The organism is Niallia sp. Sow4_A1 (genome assembly GCF_052116745.1).
Lineage (GTDB): Bacteria > Bacillota > Bacilli > Bacillales > Cytobacillaceae > Niallia > Niallia hominis.
On record NZ_JBQKKM010000065.1, the window covers coordinates 1 to 23,146 of the forward strand.

Sequence of the window (23,146 nt, forward strand, 5' to 3'; positions counted from 1 at the left end):
ACGAATAAGAAAATCAAAAAAATAATTCAAAGTCAACTTGAACAGTGGATCGCTGGCCTTCCTAATTATATCAAGGCTTATTTGCCGATATCACTCTGCGAAAGTTGAGTTTGTAATTTATGATTATACATATAGTCATATGTTAAAACTAATTTATTCCAACCACTCGTTTTTCCTCTTGTACTCCTTAAGGACAGTCATCCCACCGTACTTTAATACACTGGAAAACTTTAAGCGATTAAAAGGCATTATTCGTTTATTCATCCAATTTAGAGAAAGCAAAGCCCAATTACTTAAAGGTGTTGAGGATTCTGAAGCATCCCCTCCCTCTAAACCCAGAACGCGCAGTCCCTTACACGATCAATTGCATCAGCAATTTGTGAACCTATTTAATGAAATGAACAGCACTTCAAAAAAACCTGACACCAATGTCTTTAAAGCAGATATTTTATTAGCCGCTCTAAAAAGTGATTCCTATTTATTTCAACGAGAGGTTCGTGGATATTCACCAGAAGATATTGCAGAAGCACTTTATGAAATGTTCGTTCTATAAGCTGCAAAAAGACGGTTCTACTGGAGAACAATATTAATTGTCCTCCAGTAGAACCGTCCCTTTGACTGCCTTGATCTTAAACGCCTATATTTTCTTTACAAATTCCGATTTTAATTTCATTGCTCCAAATCCAGCAATTTTACAATCAATATCATGATCACCGTCTACCAAGCGAATATTTTTCACCTTTGTTCCTTGCTTTAAAACAGAGGAACTGCCTTTTATCTTCAGATCCTTGATTACCGTAACTGTATCTCCGTCGTTCAAAACATTTCCATTTGCATCTTTGATCACTCTATTATCACCGTCTGTTTCCAAATCAGTGTTTGACGTCCACTCATATCCGCATTCTGGACAAACCAAAAATGTCCCATCATCATATGTATATTCCGAATGACATTTCGGACAATTAAGCAAATTGCTCATTATTTTATTTCCTCCACCGCTTGAAATTGTACTAAAGTAGTATTATATCAAAAACAGTGGAGCAGTAGAATGAACCTCCATACAATCATTCATTCAAATAAGGTCTTTCTTGCTTATGATGTTCTTTTAAAAATTCCAAAGATAGCTAATTTTGTAGTTGATGCTATATATGGGAAAGGTAATTACAATAATCCCAAAGGAACTATACGAAAGATTCGTAACCAATAGTAACTAATCATTTATCCGTTCTTATTAGCCTCATATACCTTCAACAGCTTTCCTTTTATGGTTGTTTTCTTCATTTTATTCAGTACGATAGGCCCTTTATTATTTAAAATTTCAACATAAGAATGTGTATCCATTATTGTAATGATCCCAATATCCTCTGCTGTTACTCCGTCTATTTTAGCAATGGTACCCACAAAATCTACTGCTCGGAGCTTCTTTTTCTTACCACCATTAAAGTATAGCTTCATAATATGCTTGTTTAGTTTTTCATTTTTTGCTTTTTTAATGGTTGGCTCCACGTTCTTCTTTGCCTCAAAGTCTGCTTTATTTGCAGAAACCTCTTCTTTGGAAGGTGCTGCTAAAGTTGGAATTTCAAAACCGATATATTCTTCAATCTCTTTTAAAAACTTATCTTCAAATGGAGTAACAAATGTGATAGCTTTCCCTTTTTTCCCTGCCCGACCTGTTCGTCCAGTACGATGTACATAGCTTTCCTTTTCTAAAGGAAGGTCATAATTAATAACATGGGTGATACTATCAATATCAATACCTCTTGCCGCTACGTCTGTTGCGATTAAATAGCGGAACTCTCCCCTTTTGAAATCATTCATTACTTCAAGTCTGTCTTCCTGGACCATACCACCATGAATTTGATCACAGCTGTACCCTAAATCTAACAACTGCTCACATAATGTATCTACTCTATCCTTTGTTCGGCAAAAAATGATACAGCTATCAGGATTTTCCACAATCGTTATATCTTGAAGAATAGAGAATTTGTCCTTTTCCTCTACTTTCAGAAGCGAATGATCAATTTTATCTGTTGTGAGTCCCGTTGCCTTTATTTCTATATCAATAGGTGTCTTCATATAGCGAAGAGATAGGTCCTTAACCGCCTCAGGTAGTGTAGCTGAGAATAGCATTGTCACTCGATTCTTTGGTAATGCCTTTATAATAGCCTCCACTTGTTCAATAAAGCCCATGTTCAGCATTTCATCTGCTTCATCTATGACAAGGTAGTTTATTTGATTTAAAGTCAACGTACCTCTCTCTATATGATCTAATACACGTCCTGGTGTTCCTACCACTACATGTGTTTTTTGCTTTAATTCTGTTTTTTGAATGGCAAAAGGCTGTTTTCCATAAATAGCCGCTGCTTTTATTCGTTTAAATCTTCCTATATCAATAAAGTCATCTTTTACTTGAACGGCAAGCTCTCTTGTTGGTGTCAAAATTAACGCCTGAGGCTTATTTTCTTCCCACTCTATTAATTCACAAATTGGAATCCCATAAGATGCTGTCTTCCCACTTCCTGTTTGGGATTTCACTACAAGATCTATTTTCTCTAACACAAGAGGAATCACCTTCCTCTGTACTTCTGTTGGAATTTGATAGTCTAAACTATCTAGAGCCTTTACTATTTGATTACTTAAATTAAAATCATGAAAACCTTTTTCACTCATCACAAAGCCTCTTTTTTTATTTATTCTTTATATTATTTCCGTAACATTCATTCTCTTATACAAACTTCTATTATACGCTATCTTTTCTTGGCAAATGTACAATCCTTTATAAAACAGTCTAAAAAAGACCTACCCTTTTGGTAAGTCTAATGCTTGATATGCGGATTGATACTTTCCGCCTGCTGCTACTTCTGAATGATACAATGCTCTTATAGCCGAACTTTTATCAAGGTCATGTTCATCAATCAAATCCTTTAAGCTTATCTGTAAGTCCTTATTATCTTTGGTTAACTTTTTCATTTGTGATTTCATGTATTTCATAAGATATCTATCCTTCCTAGAGCACAGCTTGCACTTCACTCTATTATGACATAGAATCCTCAAATATTAAAAACATCTTTAACTTATGCTAAGGTTCACCAATCTTATGCTCCATTTTGCCTGTATTAGGGCGCTTTAGGTGCATATTCCCATTTCACCAATTTTTTCTAATAGAAAAAGATGACCTCTACACTGGCAGAGATCATCTTCTATGACTAAAACTCACTTATTTGGTTGCGGATTATCTTCCTCATTCTCTAGCTATAGCTATAAGTTAGGATGGTTGCGTTACTAAAGTGCGCTTTAAGAATTCTCTCGTACGTATTTGTGTCGGGTTATGGAAAATTTGATCTGGACTTCCTTCTTCTGCAATAACTCCTTTGTCCATAAAGATAACCCGATCAGATACTTCCTTCGCAAATTCCATTTCATGTGTTACGATGATCATCGTTTGACCGGAATTGGCGAGGTCCTTCATGACTTTTAGTACTTCTCCCACCATTTCTGGATCAAGAGCGGAAGTAGGCTCATCAAACAACATGACATCTGGACTCATCGATAGGGCTCTCGCAATTGCAACACGCTGCTTTTGACCACCAGATAGCTGTTTTGGCTTTGCATTAATATATTTATCCATTCCCACAACTTTTAAATAATGCATGGCCATCTTTTCTGCTTCTTCTTTGGATCGTTTCAACACCTTTACTTGTCCCACCACACAATTTTTAAGGACATTGTGATTATTAAACAAATTAAATTGTTGAAATACCATACCAAGATGTTTGCGATAATCTGCGACATTATGATTGCTATCCAATATATTTGCACCATGGTAAAATATTTGCCCGCCACTTGCTTTTTCTAATAAATTTATACAACGAAGAAGCGTTGATTTACCAGATCCAGAGGAACCAATGATGGAAACAACTTCCCCTTTATTTACGGAGAAATTAATGTCTCTAAGTACTTCATGTGTTCCATAGGATTTGTTCAGATGCTGTATATCAATGATTTGTTCCATCGTTCTTCACCTTCTTCCATTATTTTTTATCTAATTCTAACTGTGCATCATTTCCGATGATCGTGTAATTATTCGATCCATCTAACTTTTTCTCCATATATAGCAATATTCTCGTAACAATAAAGGTCATTACAAAATAAATCATACAAGCTACGAAAAACGATTCAAAATATCTAAAGTTATTTCCTGAAATGGATTTTGTAACAAAATATAATTCCGTAACAGAAATTACGTTTAATACAGATGTATCTTTAATATTAATAACAAATTGGTTTCCTGTTGCTGGTAGGATATTTCGAATAACCTGTGGTAACACTACATTCCACATTGTTTGTAGATGATTCATGCCAATTGCATGAGCCGCTTCAAACTGGCCCTTATCAACGGAAACAATCCCACCACGAACAATTTCCGCCATATATGCTCCTGTATTAATGGATACAACAATAATAGCTGCAGTGAGCACATCCATATTTAAACCAAAAGCTAGCGCGGAACCATAAAAGATAACCATCGCTTGGACGATCATCGGTGTTCCGCGGAAGAATTCAATATAGATAGACAAGATGATATTAATTACTTTTAATATAACTTTTTTTACTACTCGTTCCGGGGTCGGGATAGTGCGAATAACCCCTGCAACCAATCCGATTGCTGCTCCAATAATAGTTCCGATTAACGCAATCAAAAGCGTTACACCAGCACCACGAAGAAACATCGGCCAGTTCTCTGAAATTATTTTAATGATCCACTCAAAACTCATCTTTTCTCCTCACTTACTTGATAAAACCGTCTGTATAAAGGCTACAGTCGGTTTTATCCTTTTTTATTCTGCTGCAGGTTGATTTTTAATAGCATTATCCATCATGCTTGTACGTTCTTCTTCTGGAATATCTGCTAAAATTTTGTTAATCTTCTCTGTTAAGTCACTGCCCTTTTGAAGACCAACAGCGGTAGTTGTCTCCTCTTCTGACGTTTTGAATCCATCCTTAAATTCAACCATTACAAACTTATCATTTGCAGTGGAAGCACTAATCCCTTCTGGACGTTCAGATACATATCCATCAATAACTCCTGACTCCAGTGCTACTCTCATAGCGGGGAAGTTATCCATTGCCGTCTTTTTTTCTACACTATTAATTTGATCAATAACAGAATAATGGAATGTATTTAACTGTGCCGTAATTTTTGCTCCTTTAAAATCCTGGATAGACGTAGCATTTTCAAACTCACTACCTTTTTTTACTACCATTACTAAATTGGATGTATAGTAGTTACCTGAAAAATCTATTGTTTCTTTACGCTCTGCAGTCGGTGACATCCCTGCGATGATGGCATCAATTTTTCCTGAAACTAATCCTGGTACTAAGCCATCCCACTCTGTTTTTACAATCACTAATTCTTTTCCTAAACCTTCTGCCACTTTTTTAGCAATCTCTACATCATAGCCTCCAGCATATTCTGAAGACCCTTCAATTTTCACCGCACCATTAGAATCATCATTTTGCGTCCAGTTAAACGGAGCATAACCTGCCTCCATCCCTACTTTAAATGTATTATCATCATTCGATCCAGAAGCTGAATCGCTGCTTGTCCCACATCCAGCTAATAAAAGCATTGCGGATAATATTAAAACTAAAAATAATGTTAACTTGTTTCTCATGATGTCTTTCCCCCTGTTTTCCTATTAATCTACTAAAACAAAAAAAGACCTGAGATAAACTCAGGTCGTAGTATATGCGATAGCCCTAAAGTCCTCTCTTTTATCCCAAATGAGATAGCACAACTCAATAAACTAGGTGTTTATTGAGACAGTCCTGCAGCTCTTAACTACAGACCCAGCATGTAATATGGAGAATATTACAAACTTCGGCGACATTTCCTTCTCCCTAGCATCAAAGCTCCTCAAACTCCACTAAAGACTGTTAAATATCGCGCCTCTACCTCACTGTAAAAAAAAGTGAGGTCTTATTCAATTAGTTTTTATAGTAACGTATTTTGTCGATATTCGTCAACTTGTTTTTTGTTATCCATTATTTATTTTGAATTTTTAGTGAACTTTTCCTCTTTTTCAACCAATAAAAAAGGATCAACCATATCGTTATGGCCAATCCCTTTTAAAATTATTATTTAGCTTTCTTAGAAACTCTTACGACATTAAAGATACTGGCTGCTAAGCCGCCCCATAGGATAACCATTCCAACTACCATCATGGTGATCGCACTAGCTGACATATTAAACAACCTCCTTATTCTTGTCTAGAGCATTAGATTTCCACTTTTTAAAGGATAGAAGAACCCCAATAATGATGCTCAAAGCGACTACTAACACACCTGCATACAAAATTAATGTTGTTGGATATCCTTCATAATTCTCCTTTAAATTCTGATGAATGTTGTCAACCATCATATAACCAAGAACAAGAGGTGTTACAATACTTAAACAGAACTTCCACCAAGCACCAATACGTATATCAGAAATAGCATTCGAATGAGTCTGTAGTCCATTTAATCCTCTAAAGAACCAAGCAATTAAGATGACTTCTACTAATCCTGCCGTAACAATTCCAAAGTTATTTATAAAGTAGTCAACTACATCAAGTAAATATAAACCGCCATTTGTTGCAAAAAGCAAGGAGATTACTGTTGCCACTAGCCCGCTTGTTAGTACCGCTTTTGTTCGTGATACATTAAACTTCTCTTGAACTCCTGCGATGAAGGTTTCTACGATAGAAATAAGCGATGTCATACCTGCAAAAACAAGAGAAAGGAAGAATAATACCCCAAATAGACCATTCATTCCAGGGAATTCATTGATGATGCTAGGGAAGACTACAAATGCTAGTCCAATCCCACTACTTACTACATCTTCAACAGCAACGCCTTGTTGATTTGCCATAAAGCCGAGTGCAGCAAATACACCAATACCTGCCAATAATTCAAAGCCAGAATTTGCAAATGCAGTAATGAATGCATTATTATTTATATCCGACTTTTTTGGTAGATAACTTGAATAAGTAATCATGATTGCAAATCCAATCGATAAAGAGAAGAATATTTGCCCATATGCTGCAATCCAAACCTTTCCGTCAAGAATCATTTCCCAGTTTGGTTTGAAAAATGCGTTTAATCCTTGTGTCGCTCCATCAAGAGTTAAAGCACGAATTACGATTACTAAAAACATAACAATCAGGATAGGAAGGAATATTTTATTTAATCTTTCAATCCCTTTTGAAACTCCACGATATAAAACAAAGAGAGCCACTGCCCACACACAAAGTACTGGAATAACAATACCAGGAACTAATCCACCTATTGTGCCAGGTTGATCCGCTATCTTTAATACACTACCAAAAAAGAAGCTTTCAGGGTCTGAACCCCATTGCGTACCAAATGAATAAATTGTAAATTTTATCGCCCATGCGACAATAACTGCATAATAAGTACAGATGACAAAGGCAATTAATAACTGCCACCAACCAAGCCATTCTGCTTTTTTATTTAAACGGAACAGCGATAATGGTGCTGATCCACGAAATTTCTGACCGATTGTAAACTCTAAAATTAATATTGGAATCCCTGCTGTTATGATTGCAAATAAATAAGGTAAGAAAAAGGCTCCTCCTCCGTTTGCATAAGCAACTGCTGGAAACCTCCAGATATTCCCTAAACCAACAGCAGATCCGACAGCTGCCAAGATAAAGCCATACCGTGATCCCCATTGTTGACGTTGTTCCATAAGATGACCTCCGATTAATCACTGTTTTAGAAACATTCAGATAATTTTTCACATTCTATTAATATAGCGTCTGTTTTTTGAAATGTCAAACTATTTATTGATTTTTTTGTCGAATTTTTGTTTTATCGTTTCTATCACTTGTATTGCATTTCTCCGTACAAAGGAACTCCATGAAAAACTTGTTTCCCCTAACTGTTACACATCCCTTAGCATATAAATCTACGGAAATTGTTTAAATAAATATAGTAACTGAAAAAGAAGCATTTGTGCCCAAACAAAAAACCAAAAAACATTGAATTCAAGCGTTTTTTGGTTTTTAATCTTTCTGGTTTTAGTTAACGAACTATTTTTTGAATAGACATTTTAGAATATGCTGCTAAATCATTTCAGAAAATGCATGGAATTACACACTTTATCCATCTTCGACAAATTTCGAGAATTCCCTGTGCATCCTAACTTTCAACCTACACTACTTGTTCATGGAATGAAGAAAGTCTCCTAATAAACTATCTAAATCTTCATTTTCACTGTCTTCTGGTTCCTTTTCCGCTTCTGCTTCTATTGATTGATTATGTGTTGCTTTATCCCAATCAAAATTGTCTAAATCATCCATGCTATCTATCTCTTCGATAACAGCTGTTTCTTCCGTTGCATGCAAATAGTCATCCGCTTCCGCTACTTTCTCCCGTTCATTTGTGCTTTCTTCTTGCAAATACAAGGCCTCGTCTATATCTAAAGAATTACTATTTAAAGATGCTAGCAAAACTGTTGAACGAACTGGATCTTTTAAAAGCTGGTATATAATCGCACCTAACAACGCCTCAGAATGCTCGTGCTTCAACCAATCTCGCTGTGATTTGCTTAATTTATGGGGAAGAGGAATTGTAATTGTTTCTCGTTCCTTTGAAAAGGACTGACCAACCCCTTGTAGCACAAACTCAGCTATTTTACTTGAAAAATTTCTTCTTTCGACTTCCTTAAGCTTTTGTAAATGATTTAAAAGATGATCAGGAATATCAGAAGGGACACGAAATGAAATAGCTTGTCCTCGCTTAATTCCCTTTGAACTAGAGCTTTTCATATCATCACCCTATTAATTTTTCACAGGTTCTTGTGGTAGATTAGGCTTCTCTGTCTTTCTTACAAAATCAGTAATGAGCTTATAATAAGCATTTGCCATCATCCAAATGCTCTCTTTCTCATCTTCAAAGAATTCAATGTTATAGCCATCTAAATTATTATTTAATGTTTTAATGTACTCTTTTAGTACATTTGCTCCTCCACCAACAAAATAACAGATTTCTGTCTGAGAATTCTTCTGCCATACGTTACGTAATAATCGATATTGTTTTTTCGCTAGTTCAAGTAAGATACGATCCGTAATGTCATGAACACTTGTCCGGCTTCCCTTAACCATAATATGGTTTCTGTCATTTTTTCGCGTGATAATTTCCACTACATCACGTCGACTGTCTAATTCAATGCCGTGTTTGGATCGAATTTCTTCTCTTATAGACTCTAGTGATTCCGATACACCAAGATTAAATCCTTGCGCTTTATCATCATCGACATTTCGATTTTTTATAACCGCGATATCTGTAGATAAACCACCTATATCCTGAATAATAATTCTTTTATCGATTAAATCTTTATTAATAACTTTCAACTGATTATCCATGACAAGATTGATATAGGCTGCAAATCCTTCAGGATAAATTTTCACTTCATTAAATTTAATATTTACTTTCAACCCTTGGTATTTAGGGGTCACAAGAAATTCCACTTGATGGACAGAACCAACTAATTTAGATCGATATCCAGCGTCCTTACCTTCCTTTACTTCTCTTAGAGGGAGCCCTGTTCCAAGCGTATAGTTTGCGTCAATGACATTTTTCATTCGTGGGAAAGAATTCGAATTCTTCTCATTGACTGCATCTAAAGCCAATGTAGCAAAAAGCATCACTAATGTTTGATCTTCCTCCGATTTAGCACTGCCTGGATCTAATTCGGTTGCACTGCTACTCTTTGTTGCTAAATGGCCAACACGATAGATAGCATTATTTTCTTTTAATGAAGGGGAGTGAACTTTAATATGTATTCCTTCGAGAGGATTCTTGTTATCTAATTCTTCTATTCCTATTACAGGACGGTCTTCTGTATCTCTTGCCACAATATTAGGAATATTCAATTCGCACTCTACTTCTCCAAAGATTGCCTTAATGGAGTCATTACCAACATCTACAGCCGCAATTCTAGAGCTCATCTTTTCATCATTCCTTTTCTTTTTATTGGATACTCTGTTTTCTAAATCTCCTATTTCTTATTTAAGGCTATAAGAGATTGCTAGATTAAATCAATTGATTTACCAAAAAAACACTTAATTGTAAACATCTCGTAAACTAAGTGTATTTGTAGACATTTTCGTAATCTTTGAATACAAATGTGTATACATTCGGTAAATACAGCATGTTTACACATTTGTTTACACGTAAACGACTTTGTATACGTATTGTTTACTTTTTGTATACTTGTAATTGTTTACGTAAACAATTCTTTTCCAAGGAAATTACTGTCTAGGCTTTTAAACATTGTTCGGGGATTTCCTTTATCTTGATATCATCTCCTAAGAAAAAGGAGTCAATTTTATTAGTTCAGATTATTCTTCTGTGTCCTGAATATTAGAGTTGGTATTTTGATAAAAACAGCACCTCTCTATCAATGGAGGATGCTGTTTTTTTGTATTATTCGGTTGCCCTTTTTATTACTACTAGAGAATATTTAATACTAAACTTATACTTTATAAAAAGTATCAGTATCAGCAAACATCCGTTGGTCCTGATTTAGTGCACTAATTTTATCCATGTCCTCTTCGGAAAGTTCAAAATCAAAGACATCCTTATTTTCAGCAATGCGATGGGGCTTAACCGACTTTGGAATCGTCACTACTCCTGTTTGTATGTCCCAGCGGATAATAATTTGCGCTGGTGATTTATTGTATTTTTTTGCAAGTTCAACCAAAATTGGTTCCTCAAGCAGACCACCCTGCATTAATGGAGACCAAGCTTCAAGCTGGATGCCGTGCTTTTTGCAAAAATCATGCAATTCTCGTTGATTAAAGCGTGGATGATATTCTACCTGGTTGACCATCGGCACAATTTCACTGTTTGCGATTATTTCTTCAAGATGATGAACCTTAAAATTACTTACCCCAATTGCCCGGACACGTCCATCCTTATAAAGCTTCTCAAGTGCTTTCCAAGTGTCTATAAATTTCCCTTGTGAAGGAAGTGGCCAGTGTATTAAATAAAGATCTAGATATTCGAGCCCCAATTTCTTCATACTAACGTCAAATACTGCCAATGTTGCTTCATATCCTTGGTCAGCATTCCAAACTTTCGTTGTAATAAATAGCTCCTCACGAGGAACATTTGATTCAGCGATGGCTTTGCCTACACTCTCTTCGTTTTTATAAGCAGCAGCCGTATCGACGCTTCGATAGCCGACCTCAAGAGCAGCTTTAACTGAATTTACAACCTCTTCTCCGTCCTTTACTAGAAAGACGCCTAAGCCTAACCATGGCATCTCCACACCGTTCTGCAAAGTAGTAGTACTTCTAAGATTAGAAATCATCTATTATCTCTCCTTATTAAAATAGTCATTACATCTTTACATAATCTCTCCACTTATGAACAGGCTGCCAATTTAATAATTTCTTCGCCTTTTCATTGTTTAATAATGGCGCAAATCCAGATATATCTTTACGAAAATCCTTTACAGTTGGAAAGCATGTTTCCATTAACTGTTTACTTTCTATATCCATACTTGTTTCATCCGCCCCGATATTAAGGGCAACTGACCTAAGTCCATCTGTCTCAATTGCCAATCGGTAGGCACTAGCAGCATCTCGTGTATCAATATAACTCCACAGAATCGTTTTTCGCTGTTCTGGATCATGGATAAATTCAGGGGAATTTTCGTACTTTTCAGGGGAGATAACATTCCCTAAACGAAAAGATACGACCTGCATCCCTGTTCTACGATGAATCATATCCGCTGTTTTTTCATTAACAATCTTGGATAAACCATAGCTCTCTTCCGGCAATTGTGGGTGATCTTCATCTATTGGCACATATTGTGGTGTTAAATTTTGCTTTGAAAAACAAATACCATAGGAGGACTCACTTGAAGAGATTACCGCTTTTTTAATCCCTAAATTCCCTGCTGCTTCTAAAATGTTATATGTAGATATAACGTTGTTTTCAAAGGTCACTTCATTTGGATGGGAATATGCAACCGGAATCGCTGAAAGATGGACAACCGCATCTGCATCAGCTAATACCCCATATACTTCACCAAGATTTGTTAAATCTGTTATTACTGTTCTGCAGAGCGCTTCTTTTGGATACTGCCTATCCACATTAAGAACTTCATAACCATGATTGATAAACTCTTTTATGACATCTCGGCCAAGTAGACCACTTCCACCTGTAATGACAACCTTTTTCTTCATTTTCTCTCCTCCGTATCTACTTAATAGAAAAATACTTTTGTAGTTCTAAAAAGAAGTTTGTGTTTTACCTATACTTTGTTTATCGTGTAAACTAAGTGTAGGTAAAGCGCTTCCATTTTTTCAAATAATACCTTTTATGCTGACCAAAAAAGTTGAAGGAAATGGTTAAGACTGGAAGCCAGCCATGGGCTGAAGGCCACGAATAGTAAATGGGGGGAGTACAGGTTCGGACGAGCTATGAATATCCCTCTTCTCTTATACTAATTAACCACTAAAGGCTTGGGGAATTAGGAAAAAATAGTTTAATAAGCAATGATTCCAACTATCTTAAACGATCAATTAGCATTCAGATGGGTTAACGCTATTTTTGTGGAAGTAAAAAGTTATGAAGATTTATGACCCCCGAAAGGAGTAAGCTTAATAAATGGAAGCTATGGCGCTTAGGTATTTAAATAAAAATATTCTTCATCATATTAATATAATAGAAAGTATTAAACGACATCAAGCAAATATCATACGATCAGATATTCACGGGGGGGTATTGTTTGATGTTCCGAGTGAGACCTATATGATTAGTTGTGACAGTTTGGAAGATTATAAGAGATTGTTACAAGATATTGAAGAGATAAAAGAATGCGAAGTATTTCAAAGTTGGGCCAAATCTTATGTTCAGGAGAAATACCATTTAATTCATAGAGATACCTATTATCAGGCAGCGATTTTAAAAGAGTTTCCCGTGACTATTCCAAAACCAACATTAACCATAAGATGTCTTAATGAAAATGACATTTCTTTAGTGAAAACTTTTTATCCTACTAATGATTATACATATGTTATCCAACGTCTTATGGAAGGTACTCTTTTCGGTGGGTTTTCAAATAATAAGGTGATTGGATTTATTGGCATTCACGATGAAGGTTCAATTGGCTTACTAGTAGTGATTGAAAAATACAAAAGACAAGGGTATGGACTCGCTCTACTGAACTTCATCATTCACCATTTTATAAAAAATAATAGAATCCCTTACTCTCAAATTAGTCATACGAACCAAGCTTCCATATTTCTTCATCAAAAAGCAGGGATGGAGATTTCAACAGGTGTGATTGAGTGGCTCACTGCACAATGACTATCCGGAAAATATTTTGTGTGTTCCGTTTTCTAGCTATTGATTAATATTCTTATGCGCTAGAAAACTTTTTATTTTTGCAGCTATGCCGATGATTAGATAACTAATTCCGTTAGCAATAATGACTAAACCAATGAAAGCTGCTCCAAATCCTGCTCCTTCACCAGTACCACCACTACTATGGTCCAGATTCACAAATAGGGAACCAGAAATGAAAGCAATAATGGGGCCAAATACACCTAAGATAATACCTGATAACCAAAAAGGTAATTTGATTCTTCGATTGAAGTAAATTGCAGAAAAATTTAAAATTAATAGAGCTACTATCAATACAAGCCAAATCAATCCATCTCCACTCATATAACCCTCCTATTTTCAGTTTTTAATCATATATAGTTTTTTTCAGTACTAGTGATGCACGAAAAATATTGTTTAGGAAATAGATTGACTTAAAAAGTCACTTTTAGAATCGATTCTATCTAAAACAAAACCATAAAACGTTAAATTTTTTATAGAATACTAATTTACTTGTAATCATTTTTCGGTCCTTCATCCATTATTACCTCGACCAAATTAGAAGCACCCATCCTAAGCTTAGGTCTAAATTCTGAGTTTGGCTTACTATAAAGATCCAACGGACTTATCATAACCCCATCTTCCGTATTATGAAGGATTCCGGGCACACAGGAATAAATTCTGTCATTATTATTTGCATTCTTGGCAAATATGGTAACAGATGTTCCGTTATGATTATCTATACTCATGGACACCTTGTATCTGTGGAATGAGCCTGTCCCATTTGACTGAGCAGAATAGACCACGGGAACAACTGCGAGTATAGTATCATTTAACCTTAATTTTATTACTTCTGTCTTAGTTGCTCGACTATCTCTCCTAACATCCCCCATGTGTTCAACTGCTCCGTTTCCAAAGCTTCTAAGAGGAGTGGTTCCTTCTGCTCCAAACATAGCCACATCTATTTGCTCACCATTCTTAGTGTAGACTAAAGCATATATATCGTAATCGGTACCAGTCTTCCAAGATACTGTCGCAGTAATTTCAGGCGTTTTCTCGATAATAACTGGCCTTTGACTTTTATCGAGACTTACCTTCCCCTTTACCTTTTCAAGGCTTATCTTGGTATTTTGTTTATTTTTATTCTCAGGAAAATTTACAGCTCCGACAGGTTCCTTAAGTGTTTGTTTTTGAATAGTTATAGATTCGGATGGCTTATTTTGCTCCTCAGCTTTTATCTCCACACCATAATTTTCACATAGACCTTCTAGCCCAGAATTAAACGCTCGACTCCTGCGGGAGATAGAGGAAAGGCTAAGCTTCCTCTCCGGCGCATCGTGCGTCTGTAGCGCAATGGAACGACTTAGTTTTTATAATTGACTATGTTTAAAAACATAGATAACCATCATGAGAAAGTAGCTTTATTTAAGAGCTAAATTAAAGATTGTTCGTCTTTAATGACTAGTTATTTAGTTTTGTCCCAGCCTCTAAACTAACTATGGGGCCTTATAAAAGAGAGAATCTATTTAAACTCTTCTCTCAAATGGAGATTGATTTACTTTTCATATATCCATCTCTCTGCAAGCTCTGGAAAATCAATATATGGATTCCGATTTCCCTGTAAGTCATAGATAGCAAGGTTACGATGTTTTTCATACAAAGATACCGGAAATTTCTGATGCCACTCTAGTAAAACCTCCAGATTTACTAGATTATTGTCCATTATTCCAATATATCGAGTCATAAAATAAAAGGTTGCTCTCGCAACAATTCCCTTTCCATATTCAGGTTCAAACTTCCCTTCATCCGCCTTTCCACAGCCTTCCTGTATACCTAAAATAGAGCTTTCTGGAACATAGTCAGGAAAATCCGCATAAGGGCTGTTTCCACGGCGGCTGTTACACGAGGGATCACAGGCAAATAAATGATGCAAATCCCCTCTCATTGGCTGACGTTTATCAAACCAAGACTGAGGTACTACATGCTCACAGTTTAACGTGACCTTATCGGATAAACTATTACTATTAACACCTGTCTCTTCAAGCATACGAATATCCTTTTCTATAACAGCTACCGGATCCATTTCCTTCCCTGAATAAATACTTTTAAGTTTCCCATTCTCATTAAGATCGACCCATGGATAAACATAACGGTGAGGTGCATAACCTAACTTATTTTGATGTGTTTTTTCTAGTAACTCATGCATGGTTTTTCTATCAAGCGAGCTATCTTTATAATATGTTTGTTTCATTTCTTTGTCTCTATCCTCTTCATAATAAACGTGGTTATTGCTGTACTCTAAATAGGTTGCTTTTGCTATATTTAGTTCCTGTACTAGCATTTCTTGGATCTCAAATTTCTGGTTTTGATTCGATTCTACTTCCTGATTTGAAGCCATGTTTTCTTTTCGCTGCATCTTCTTCCCTCCTATAGGATTAAATGGAAGTTAATTCATGATATTATCAATAGTTTAACAATTCTAACTATTTATTCACAGCTACTTTCGGAGTAATTTCTTTTTAACTATTAAAATATGGCATGAACTTATCCACATATTAGCGAGTTTTCCAAGAATAAAAAAACAAAACAGCATTCCTCAAAATGAACCGAGAAATACTGTTTTGTTATGTTGATTTCTGTTGTACCTAATCGAAAAAATAGTAAACAATCTTTCCCTTCTAAATGGAAAATTTCTATGATTCCATCCCCACGCATTAACAACAAACAATTATTTGGCGTATAAACTTCCCCTTTTTAACTTCACACCGATCTACTATTTCAAAACCTACTTCATTTAGTATTTCATCTATATTTTCCGTTGTCACGACGACCATTTTTTTCGCAAAGCGACGTGCACATTGAAGCATTTCAAATTTTTCCTTATCTGACACGACGGAGCAAAGGTTATAAGGCATGTCTATAATGGCAACATCATACATTTCTGTTTTGTCTCTGATATCTCTTAAGAATACTGGTCCAGAAAGGTCAAAATGTGCGAGATTATTACGAATGCCTTTCATTACTAAAGGATTGTTGTCACTACCTGTTATATTAACTCCCATCGATAAGGCCTCTACCAATACTGTCCCGATGCCACAGCATGGATCAATCACCTTAACACCAGTTAATTCTGGAACCGCAATATTCACTAGTGCTCTGGCCACTCTTGTATTTAATGCCGTTGAGTAATTGTGAGGCTTTTGTTGATGAATAAGCCAAATACCTTGGTTTTCCGAATAGCATCCGAAATACCATTTTCCTTTTAACTTGGTAATCGAGAAAACTATCTCAGGATGATGAAGATTCGCTACACCTGGAATCAAGCATCCAACTTGTCTAGCGATTGCCTTCCTTTCTTCAAAACCCATTTTATCTAGGGGATCTATATCTCGATAATTGATGCCAATTACCTTATAAGTACTATTCCACGCAGGCATGGCTTCAACCTTTTTTAATAGATCTTCCAACGTATCACCCTTAAATAGAACTTCTATTTTTCCTTTTATAAAAGGACTCCTACTTGGGTCTACATTCATCCTGCTCTCTAATATAAAGGCATGTAAGTTAGTACGAAATAGGGAACGAACTTCCAATTTACATAAATGTTCTTCTTCTTCAGCATAATTAAATGTATATAGAAAGGTGTTTGGCACTACACTATTTTGGCTCAAGTTCTTTCTCTCCCTTTTTTTGGATAAGCCCCCTTAGCTGTTCCATTTTTTCAATCTCAAAATGCCATACTCTTGATTAGGAGTATGGCTATCCTGACTTTCCTATAATTCTTACATGTTAGATTTGGTAAAGCCTTCTTCTTGTAGATATTCACGCGCTTCCATATAGCTTGAAAAACTATTTTCTAAATTTACTCCGGCATATATATTCCAAAATCCTTCTTCTTGAAGAAGGAGGAGCGTATTATTTTCAGAATCAGCCCATTTTTCTTCTTCCATTGCTTCTTCTTCAATCTTCTCTCCTTCTAGTGCATTGGGTTCTAATGATTGAATAGATTTTTCGATAATTTCTCTTAATTCTTCCTCTGAAAAATCTCGAATATTTACCATACCTTTATCATCTGTATCATACTCATTTAGCTTGTCCGCATACACAAATCCATTTCCATTTGGATGTAAGTGATACACTACGTTCTTTTTGTCACTTCCACTTTCCAGATAATGAAAATTAACACGTTTTAATGACACATTTTTTCGTTCCAATTGGGGGAACGATTCGATGATTTTTAGTTTATCTTCAAATGATAGCATATTTGCCTCCAGGGTGTTTTTGATACTAATTATTATAACAAAAGCTTATTTACTTATGATAGGGTTCAACGTAAAGTTGGAAAGGGACGCCATTTCATTAACTTACTTTAAAAGTATATAATTAGCCCGTACCTCTAAACAATCTAGATTTACGAGCTTGTTTTAACTATTTTGTTTATTGCATCACAGACAATACTTCTGATGAAGCAGATAATTGAATAGAAGGAACTTTACATTCAAAGTTTAATTTAAGCCACCAATGTGGAGTTGACTTTTCATTAATATAAATTACTCGAACCTCTGGCTTCGCATTATATGATAATAATGAAAAGATGGCTTTACTATAAAAACCAGGGACATAACCTAAATGTTTCCCTCCTTGAGTAAAAATTCCAACAGCATGAGTGTCATGAGGATTAGTTGGCTCTTGTATTAACTTTACTTGTTCATTAACGGCTAACCATGTTGGCCATTCTTCTGGAAGGTTTTGATATCGCATTCCATGAACAAAAAAGCTAGAGTAAAATTTCCCATCATTTTCTCGACGTAGTGGCTGCTCAAAAGAATAGGTATCATTAGCAAGTCGACCACGTGTTTGTTGTAAAAAATCCATTTTTGTAGAGTTTTCGTTTAAACGCAAATCAGACATGATTGCCTTAAAATCGGAACGATCAGGGGAAGGCAATCGACGATCAAATGCTGGAAATAGTTTTTTTGACTGATATATCTTATTTGCATCAGGAAATGCAGGATGCAACATGTAGCCATTATCTAATGCATCTTTAAGTTTTCGATGACCCGTTCCGTAGTTTGTATAAGCAAACTCGTATTGATCATTATAATAAGATAAAGTTCCTACGTGATAATACAACCGACTTTTCGTATCTTGCCAAACAACTAATAATGTGTGACCGTTGCTCATATTATTCTTCACCCCTTCCTACCCAATCTAATATTTTTCCCCTTCGAAAAGGTATTAGATTCGTTAACCACTTCTTTTGTGTTTCACTTAGAATACTTAATGATTTTATAAAAATAGTATATTGCTTCATGTCAAAGTCCTCTAACATCTTTACACCATTATTAAATTCAACTGGATATTGAGAACTAATATATATGATCAAATCTCTAGCTTTGACTTTTTTCTTTTCAAATATACCTGCTTTTACTCTTGTTTTGTTAGTATATTTGTTCAACTCCTGTTCATTGGACAACATGTATGCAAGTTTAGTATCGTCAAAACGGAAGCCTAAGGAGGCACCATTATCATATATTGGAGAAAATTTCACTCCTGAATGTAAAAACAGCAATGTCCAATTAAACGGATGTCGATCTTGATTGCCAATTAGGACATCGAATAATTGTAAATTAATAAATTCAGATTTCATCGCGGACCAATAAGGAAATTTCTCCATAAATTTGAATCCATATTCAATTAATTCAATGTTTTTCAGAGGTGACTCTAATAATTCTTGATAACCGTCCACTAGACTAGGCAAAAGGGAACCACCTTCTTCAGCCATCATTGCATTGTGCTCTTTTACAAAATTACGTAAAAGACACCCCCTCTTCCCCTTTCTTATTACCATTTCAACTTTCATCATTTCAAGACCGCAAAGTGTACCAATTTTAGCAGCAATTAATTCAGTAAGATCTTCCCAAGAAACACCTTCATCAAACTCTCTTGGATATTTAATCAAATAATCTATTCGATTTGGAGAACGTAACTCCTCTTTTTCGAGTGTACTTTTCCCACCATAGCCCACTAGTTCCCAATCACTGATATCCTTTAACATTTTTATTCGGTCCTTTTACTTATTGTTTAATTAATATTAACATATGGATTCTAATTACACATGTAAAAGATTTCAATTTTTTCTGTTTTAATCAATTTATACTGATAATTTAAATTTCCTACTATTTCCATTTTTCCGAACAGACATTTTAGAATAAATTAGCTACTATTTCAGTTTAACAATTCATATAGTTACACTCACTATCAATATTCGACAAATTCCGGGGAGTCCCTGTGAACATAACTTATTTCTCAGTTCGTTAAATAAATCGGAATGAAAGATAACCCATTTTCTTTTCTAGCTTTTTCAGCTTCTTCTGGATTTTCAGCTTGAATTTCAGTAAGAATATCTGATGTTTGTGATATGGAAACTTCTATAATTTTAGAATTTTCATGATTTTTCAATTTTCCTATTACTGTTCTGTCGATTGAAAATTCGGATTGATATTTTTTAAGATATAAATCTATTTCTTTCATTTCATCATGTGAAAGTGGTTCTGCTGTATATCCATTTTTAGCTAACACTTCGTCTATAATTTGTTTTTCACTATCTTCGGATTGTTTTTCTAAAGTTGCAGTTCCACTACCAATGAGTGGTATTTTAATATCGTCACCGATTTCAAGAATACAGTCTTGTCGATTTTTAACCGGAGCAAAAATCATAATGTACTCATCTTCTGCACCTTCAACTTCACCCTTACTAAAAATTGGGTCAACTCGTTCACCAGCTGATTTCAAAAATACACCCGATTTTTTTTCATCAACGATATAACCATATTCCTTATCTATTTTTCTTGCATCAAGAAATTTATGTTCCAATTTACTCATTACTCTAGTTTGTATTCCATCCATGTTCTGCACGGCATTCGGATTAGGTGGTATAGTAACGACCACTCTTGTTTCTAGCTGCGAAAATTCTATCTGCTTAATCTTGTATGTTTCTTGTCTAAAAGTGAATTCTTTATTTACTTCTACAGTTTCTCTATCTGAGATGGCTGATTTAGCAAGCTTAAAATCAATAGGCCAAATTGTTTGAACCTTACTAGGCCCGTTTTTATCATCATATATTGTCAAGTTTTCAATTTCTAAACGAATGTCCTGTCCTTCATATTCTTTTACTGAAGCAAAAGATAAGGCTTCAGCCACCTTGTTTTCTTTACTATCGTAATATCTACTTCCCCAACCTACAGAACCTAATTTCTTTTGTTGATTTCCGACTATCAGGTTGATCGAACTTTCACCCTCAAACAAATCAATATAAACGTTTTTTAAATCTGTATTATCACTTTGATAGGTCAATAGAAGTTTTGTCTCCTTATCATCCGTCATTACACTCTCAAAATGCACGGTTATATCATATTTTTTATCATAAAATGTTTGATTAACAGCTTGACCATTCCCTAGATTAATTGCCGTTCTTACACCGGTATCATCAATATGCTTACTCGAAAAGATTTTATCATATACCTCTTGAATAGTTGCTAAAACAGGAGTAAAAGTGAACATAATAGCAACAATTAAGCCAACTACTGCAGCTAATGAAATTCTTTTATAAAGAGTTACTTTTTTGTTTTGGGTACTAACATTACTTAGTCTAACAACCTTTTCTCCATTGCCTAGTTTTTCCGCTTTATGTATCTGAGTCTCTATTTCATCCCAAACATCTGGCACTTGCTTTTCAATAGCATTGTCCAAATGCTTCAATATTTTATCTTTCTTCATCAGAAATCCTCCTTACTCTATACCTTTTCTAAGTTTTTTTAGAGCTAAACTATACTTCCAAAGTACTGTTCCCAAAGGCATTTCAACGATTTTGGCGATTTCTCTGTGCTTCATACCCGAGATGTCCTTCAAGATGACAATCTGCCTTTCCTCGCAATCAAGCAATTCCAAGTATTTAGATAAAATCATTTTTTCTAAAGGATCACCCGAAAGATATTGCACATGTTCAAAATAATCATTGTCAAAACCTGTTAGTTCCCGCTTTTTCTTTCGATACAGATCTAATGCTGTGTTTCGAGATACGCTAGTAAGCCACGCTTTAACATTTGTTATCTCATTATGTTTCATATGCTGAAAAAGTTTAATATACACTTCCTGTAACACATCTTCAGACAATTCAAAGTCTCTTAGTATAGAAAGTGCAATTGCAAACACATGCTTCTTATATTCACTGAACAATTTCTTAAACTCTTCGATGTTATCTATGGATGTATCTGATTGATGCAAACTCGTTTGACCCATTTTACTTAAGCCTCCTTTCACATACAAGACGTTTCAGACTCCTCTTTTATTGGTTAAAATTTATTTTTTTAGGGATTATTCTCAGTCATTGATTCCACGGAAGATATTGTTTCACATAAATGTTGTACATTCATATCATAGACCGCTCCGAATATTGTTTAATAAATAAAGCTGACTGTTAAAAAGCCTATTTAGGATTGGTTTTTATTTTCTCAGATTTTTCAAAAAACTACTTTCCTAATAGACATTCTGAATCAATTAGCTGCTATTTCATTTAGCAAATTCTTGTAGTAACACTCTTTGTCAATCTTCAACAAAATCCGAGGAGTCAATGCGAATATAACTTTATGAAGGTATTCTTCAGGGGAGGGTGTTGGCGTTCTCCCCCTTTCCAATGGCATCATGGAGGAAAACCATAATAAAATAAAACTTATCAAAAGACGGGGATTTGGCTATCGAATATCCATTTGTTTATGCGATTACGTTTAGAAACTGGACATTATTCGGTATCTTTTATTGAAATAATATTTTCCTATGATAACATAGAAATGTAAGTGGTTACATAAAAAATACCCCTTCATAACAAACCTCCACTTAAAATAATTGAAAAGAGGAGTTTATGAAGAAAATTTTAGTTCCGTTTGTTCGTTTAGCTCGACACTTTTCTGTAACATTGCCTTACAGTTCAAGTGCTGCCAATTCCTCAGTTAAATACTGAGGCTATCGAATTCAGTATATACTTATGAGGATAATTATGGAAAATAAAGAGGATTTACTGCAAGTACAGGAGTTATTACGGAGAATATGTGTCTCATATTTAATGAAGGGATTGACAAAATGACATTTAAAAAACTACGCTACACTGTTATGGGGATATTAATAGGATTAGCAGTTGTGTTCTTAATACTAGTTATAACAGTTACTCAATTAGAGTTAAATAAATGGCAAGACACCATCCCTCTTATTTTGGATTTATATGATCCTAGTATTTGTGTACATTATTTTCATTAATTTAGTGCTCTTGATATGGAAACGTTTTAAAAAAAGTAAGGACACACTATAGTAATCTTTGCCACAGTGACTCCCCAGAAAACCTTGTTTCACATAAATGTTACACAGTCCATAACGTATAAGTTTGCGATTATTGTTTAATAAATATAGCGACTGTAAAAACGCCTATTTAGAATTGTTCTTTTCTCAGATTTTACAAAAAACTATTTTCCGAATAGACATTTTAGAATAAGTTAGCTACTATTTCAGTTTAGCAAATTCATGTAGATACACTCTCTATCCATATTCGACAAATTCCGGGGAGTCACTGTGAACATAACTGCTTGCACATTTTCAAGAACATCGGATTCACAAAGAATAGTAATCATTCTAGAATAAGCTGCTTCTGAAGGGATAGAGTCGGAAACTAAAAACCCACAGTCGAGGCGGAAGA

Annotated in this window: 23 protein-coding genes, 3 pseudogenes and 1 riboswitch; of the genes and pseudogenes, 4 read left to right on the top strand and 22 right to left on the bottom strand. The window is 35.0% G+C overall.

Going from position 1 to position 23,146, the window contains the following annotated elements; translation table 11 throughout:
* The first annotated feature begins 178 nt into the window (after nucleotides 1–178).
* The gene (locus tag ACTQ5K_RS23020; protein WP_441994352.1) at nucleotides 179–553 is read left to right on the top strand and encodes a hypothetical protein; all 375 of its coding nucleotides are present in this window, start codon (nucleotides 179–181) and stop codon (nucleotides 551–553) included.
* A gap of 84 nt (nucleotides 554–637) precedes the next feature.
* Here the strand turns inward: ACTQ5K_RS23020 and ACTQ5K_RS23025 are convergent, their stop codons facing one another.
* The 12 genes from ACTQ5K_RS23025 to ACTQ5K_RS23080 all read right to left on the bottom strand — a co-directional run bounded on the left by ACTQ5K_RS23025 (nucleotide 638) and on the right by ACTQ5K_RS23080 (nucleotide 12,260).
* The gene (locus ACTQ5K_RS23025; protein ID WP_048719152.1) at nucleotides 638–979 is read right to left on the bottom strand and encodes a zinc ribbon domain-containing protein YjdM; all 342 of its coding nucleotides are present in this window, start codon (nucleotides 977–979) and stop codon (nucleotides 638–640) included.
* 239 nt (nucleotides 980–1,218) lie between these two features.
* On the bottom strand, nucleotides 1,219–2,670 hold the full coding sequence (locus tag ACTQ5K_RS23030) for a DEAD/DEAH box helicase (protein ID WP_048719151.1): 1,452 nt from the start codon (nucleotides 2,668–2,670) through the stop codon (nucleotides 1,219–1,221).
* A 129-nt stretch (nucleotides 2,671–2,799) separates the two neighbouring features.
* Nucleotides 2,800–2,991 carry a hypothetical protein gene (locus tag ACTQ5K_RS23035; protein WP_048719149.1) on the bottom strand — a complete coding sequence of 64 codons (192 nt, stop codon included), beginning with the start codon at nucleotides 2,989–2,991 and terminating at the stop codon, nucleotides 2,800–2,802.
* A 274-nt stretch (nucleotides 2,992–3,265) separates the two neighbouring features.
* A complete protein-coding gene (locus tag ACTQ5K_RS23040) occupies nucleotides 3,266–4,012 on the bottom strand; it encodes an amino acid ABC transporter ATP-binding protein (protein ID WP_031535507.1) in 747 nt (248 codons plus the stop codon).
* Nucleotides 4,013–4,031: 19 nt separating this feature from the next.
* Nucleotides 4,032–4,775, bottom strand: coding sequence for an amino acid ABC transporter permease (locus ACTQ5K_RS23045; protein ID WP_048719147.1), 744 nt, complete (start codon nucleotides 4,773–4,775; stop codon nucleotides 4,032–4,034).
* A 63-nt stretch (nucleotides 4,776–4,838) separates the two neighbouring features.
* On the bottom strand, nucleotides 4,839–5,675 hold the full coding sequence (locus ACTQ5K_RS23050) for a transporter substrate-binding domain-containing protein (protein WP_048719145.1): 837 nt from the start codon (nucleotides 5,673–5,675) through the stop codon (nucleotides 4,839–4,841).
* A 107-nt stretch (nucleotides 5,676–5,782) separates the two neighbouring features.
* Nucleotides 5,783–5,963: riboswitch (Lysine riboswitch) on the bottom strand.
* Nucleotides 5,964–6,138: 175 nt separating this feature from the next.
* Complete coding sequence (locus ACTQ5K_RS23055) at nucleotides 6,139–6,246, bottom strand: methionine/alanine import family NSS transporter small subunit (RefSeq protein WP_081836551.1); 108 nt, start codon at nucleotides 6,244–6,246, stop codon at nucleotides 6,139–6,141.
* A gap of 1 nt (nucleotide 6,247) precedes the next feature.
* Nucleotides 6,248–7,750 carry a sodium-dependent transporter gene (locus tag ACTQ5K_RS23060; RefSeq protein WP_251629569.1) on the bottom strand — a complete coding sequence of 501 codons (1,503 nt, stop codon included), beginning with the start codon at nucleotides 7,748–7,750 and terminating at the stop codon, nucleotides 6,248–6,250.
* A 469-nt stretch (nucleotides 7,751–8,219) separates the two neighbouring features.
* Nucleotides 8,220–8,831, bottom strand: a complete 612-nt coding sequence (locus tag ACTQ5K_RS23065; protein WP_441994353.1) for a hypothetical protein — start codon at nucleotides 8,829–8,831, stop codon at nucleotides 8,220–8,222.
* Between the two features lie 12 nt (nucleotides 8,832–8,843).
* Nucleotides 8,844–10,013, bottom strand: coding sequence for a ParM/StbA family protein (locus ACTQ5K_RS23070; protein ID WP_251629565.1), 1,170 nt, complete (start codon nucleotides 10,011–10,013; stop codon nucleotides 8,844–8,846).
* A 527-nt stretch (nucleotides 10,014–10,540) separates the two neighbouring features.
* Nucleotides 10,541–11,380 carry an aldo/keto reductase gene (locus ACTQ5K_RS23075; RefSeq protein ID WP_441994354.1) on the bottom strand — a complete coding sequence of 280 codons (840 nt, stop codon included), beginning with the start codon at nucleotides 11,378–11,380 and terminating at the stop codon, nucleotides 10,541–10,543.
* 28 nt (nucleotides 11,381–11,408) lie between these two features.
* The gene (locus tag ACTQ5K_RS23080) at nucleotides 11,409–12,260 is read right to left on the bottom strand and encodes an NAD-dependent epimerase/dehydratase family protein (protein WP_441994355.1); all 852 of its coding nucleotides are present in this window, start codon (nucleotides 12,258–12,260) and stop codon (nucleotides 11,409–11,411) included.
* Nucleotides 12,261–12,684: 424 nt separating this feature from the next.
* On the opposite strand from ACTQ5K_RS23080, the gene ACTQ5K_RS23085 reads away from it, so the two are divergent.
* A complete protein-coding gene (locus tag ACTQ5K_RS23085) occupies nucleotides 12,685–13,386 on the top strand; it encodes a GNAT family N-acetyltransferase (protein ID WP_441994356.1) in 702 nt (233 codons plus the stop codon).
* Nucleotides 13,387–13,422: 36 nt separating this feature from the next.
* Here the strand turns inward: ACTQ5K_RS23085 and ACTQ5K_RS23090 are convergent, their stop codons facing one another.
* The 9 genes and pseudogenes from ACTQ5K_RS23090 to ACTQ5K_RS23130 form a co-directional block, all read right to left on the bottom strand.
* Complete coding sequence (locus tag ACTQ5K_RS23090; protein WP_048718248.1) at nucleotides 13,423–13,746, bottom strand: hypothetical protein; 324 nt, start codon at nucleotides 13,744–13,746, stop codon at nucleotides 13,423–13,425.
* A gap of 164 nt (nucleotides 13,747–13,910) precedes the next feature.
* Nucleotides 13,911–14,528: pseudogene (locus tag ACTQ5K_RS23095) on the bottom strand (TerD family protein); the annotation flags it as partial.
* Between the two features lie 428 nt (nucleotides 14,529–14,956).
* The gene (locus tag ACTQ5K_RS23100; protein ID WP_435406685.1) at nucleotides 14,957–15,742 is read right to left on the bottom strand and encodes an endonuclease I family protein; all 786 of its coding nucleotides are present in this window, start codon (nucleotides 15,740–15,742) and stop codon (nucleotides 14,957–14,959) included.
* 373 nt (nucleotides 15,743–16,115) lie between these two features.
* The gene (locus tag ACTQ5K_RS23105; protein WP_441994357.1) at nucleotides 16,116–17,072 is read right to left on the bottom strand and encodes a TRM11 family SAM-dependent methyltransferase; all 957 of its coding nucleotides are present in this window, start codon (nucleotides 17,070–17,072) and stop codon (nucleotides 16,116–16,118) included.
* A 111-nt stretch (nucleotides 17,073–17,183) separates the two neighbouring features.
* On the bottom strand, nucleotides 17,184–17,663 hold the full coding sequence (locus ACTQ5K_RS23110) for a hypothetical protein (RefSeq protein WP_109768504.1): 480 nt from the start codon (nucleotides 17,661–17,663) through the stop codon (nucleotides 17,184–17,186).
* Between the two features lie 175 nt (nucleotides 17,664–17,838).
* The gene (locus ACTQ5K_RS23115; protein ID WP_251629549.1) at nucleotides 17,839–18,585 is read right to left on the bottom strand and encodes an HIRAN domain-containing protein; all 747 of its coding nucleotides are present in this window, start codon (nucleotides 18,583–18,585) and stop codon (nucleotides 17,839–17,841) included.
* A 1-nt stretch (nucleotide 18,586) separates the two neighbouring features.
* Nucleotides 18,587–19,459 carry a HipA domain-containing protein gene (locus ACTQ5K_RS23120; RefSeq protein ID WP_154708686.1) on the bottom strand — a complete coding sequence of 291 codons (873 nt, stop codon included), beginning with the start codon at nucleotides 19,457–19,459 and terminating at the stop codon, nucleotides 18,587–18,589.
* Between the two features lie 251 nt (nucleotides 19,460–19,710).
* Nucleotides 19,711–21,180 (bottom strand): DUF4179 domain-containing protein, encoded by a 1,470-nt coding sequence (locus ACTQ5K_RS23125; RefSeq protein ID WP_109768502.1) that lies wholly within the window; start codon nucleotides 21,178–21,180, stop codon nucleotides 19,711–19,713.
* A 12-nt stretch (nucleotides 21,181–21,192) separates the two neighbouring features.
* Entirely contained in the window at nucleotides 21,193–21,702 is a 510-nt protein-coding gene (locus ACTQ5K_RS23130) for an RNA polymerase sigma factor (RefSeq protein WP_048718323.1), read from the bottom strand.
* Between the two features lie 384 nt (nucleotides 21,703–22,086).
* On the opposite strand from ACTQ5K_RS23130, the pseudogene ACTQ5K_RS23135 reads away from it, so the two are divergent.
* Nucleotides 22,087–22,256: pseudogene (locus tag ACTQ5K_RS23135) on the top strand (transposase); the annotation flags it as partial.
* 250 nt (nucleotides 22,257–22,506) lie between these two features.
* Nucleotides 22,507–22,713, top strand: a complete 207-nt coding sequence (locus ACTQ5K_RS23140; RefSeq protein ID WP_251629547.1) for a hypothetical protein — start codon at nucleotides 22,507–22,509, stop codon at nucleotides 22,711–22,713.
* A 245-nt stretch (nucleotides 22,714–22,958) separates the two neighbouring features.
* Here the strand turns inward: ACTQ5K_RS23140 and ACTQ5K_RS23145 are convergent.
* Nucleotides 22,959–23,146: pseudogene (locus ACTQ5K_RS23145) on the bottom strand (hypothetical protein); the annotation flags it as partial.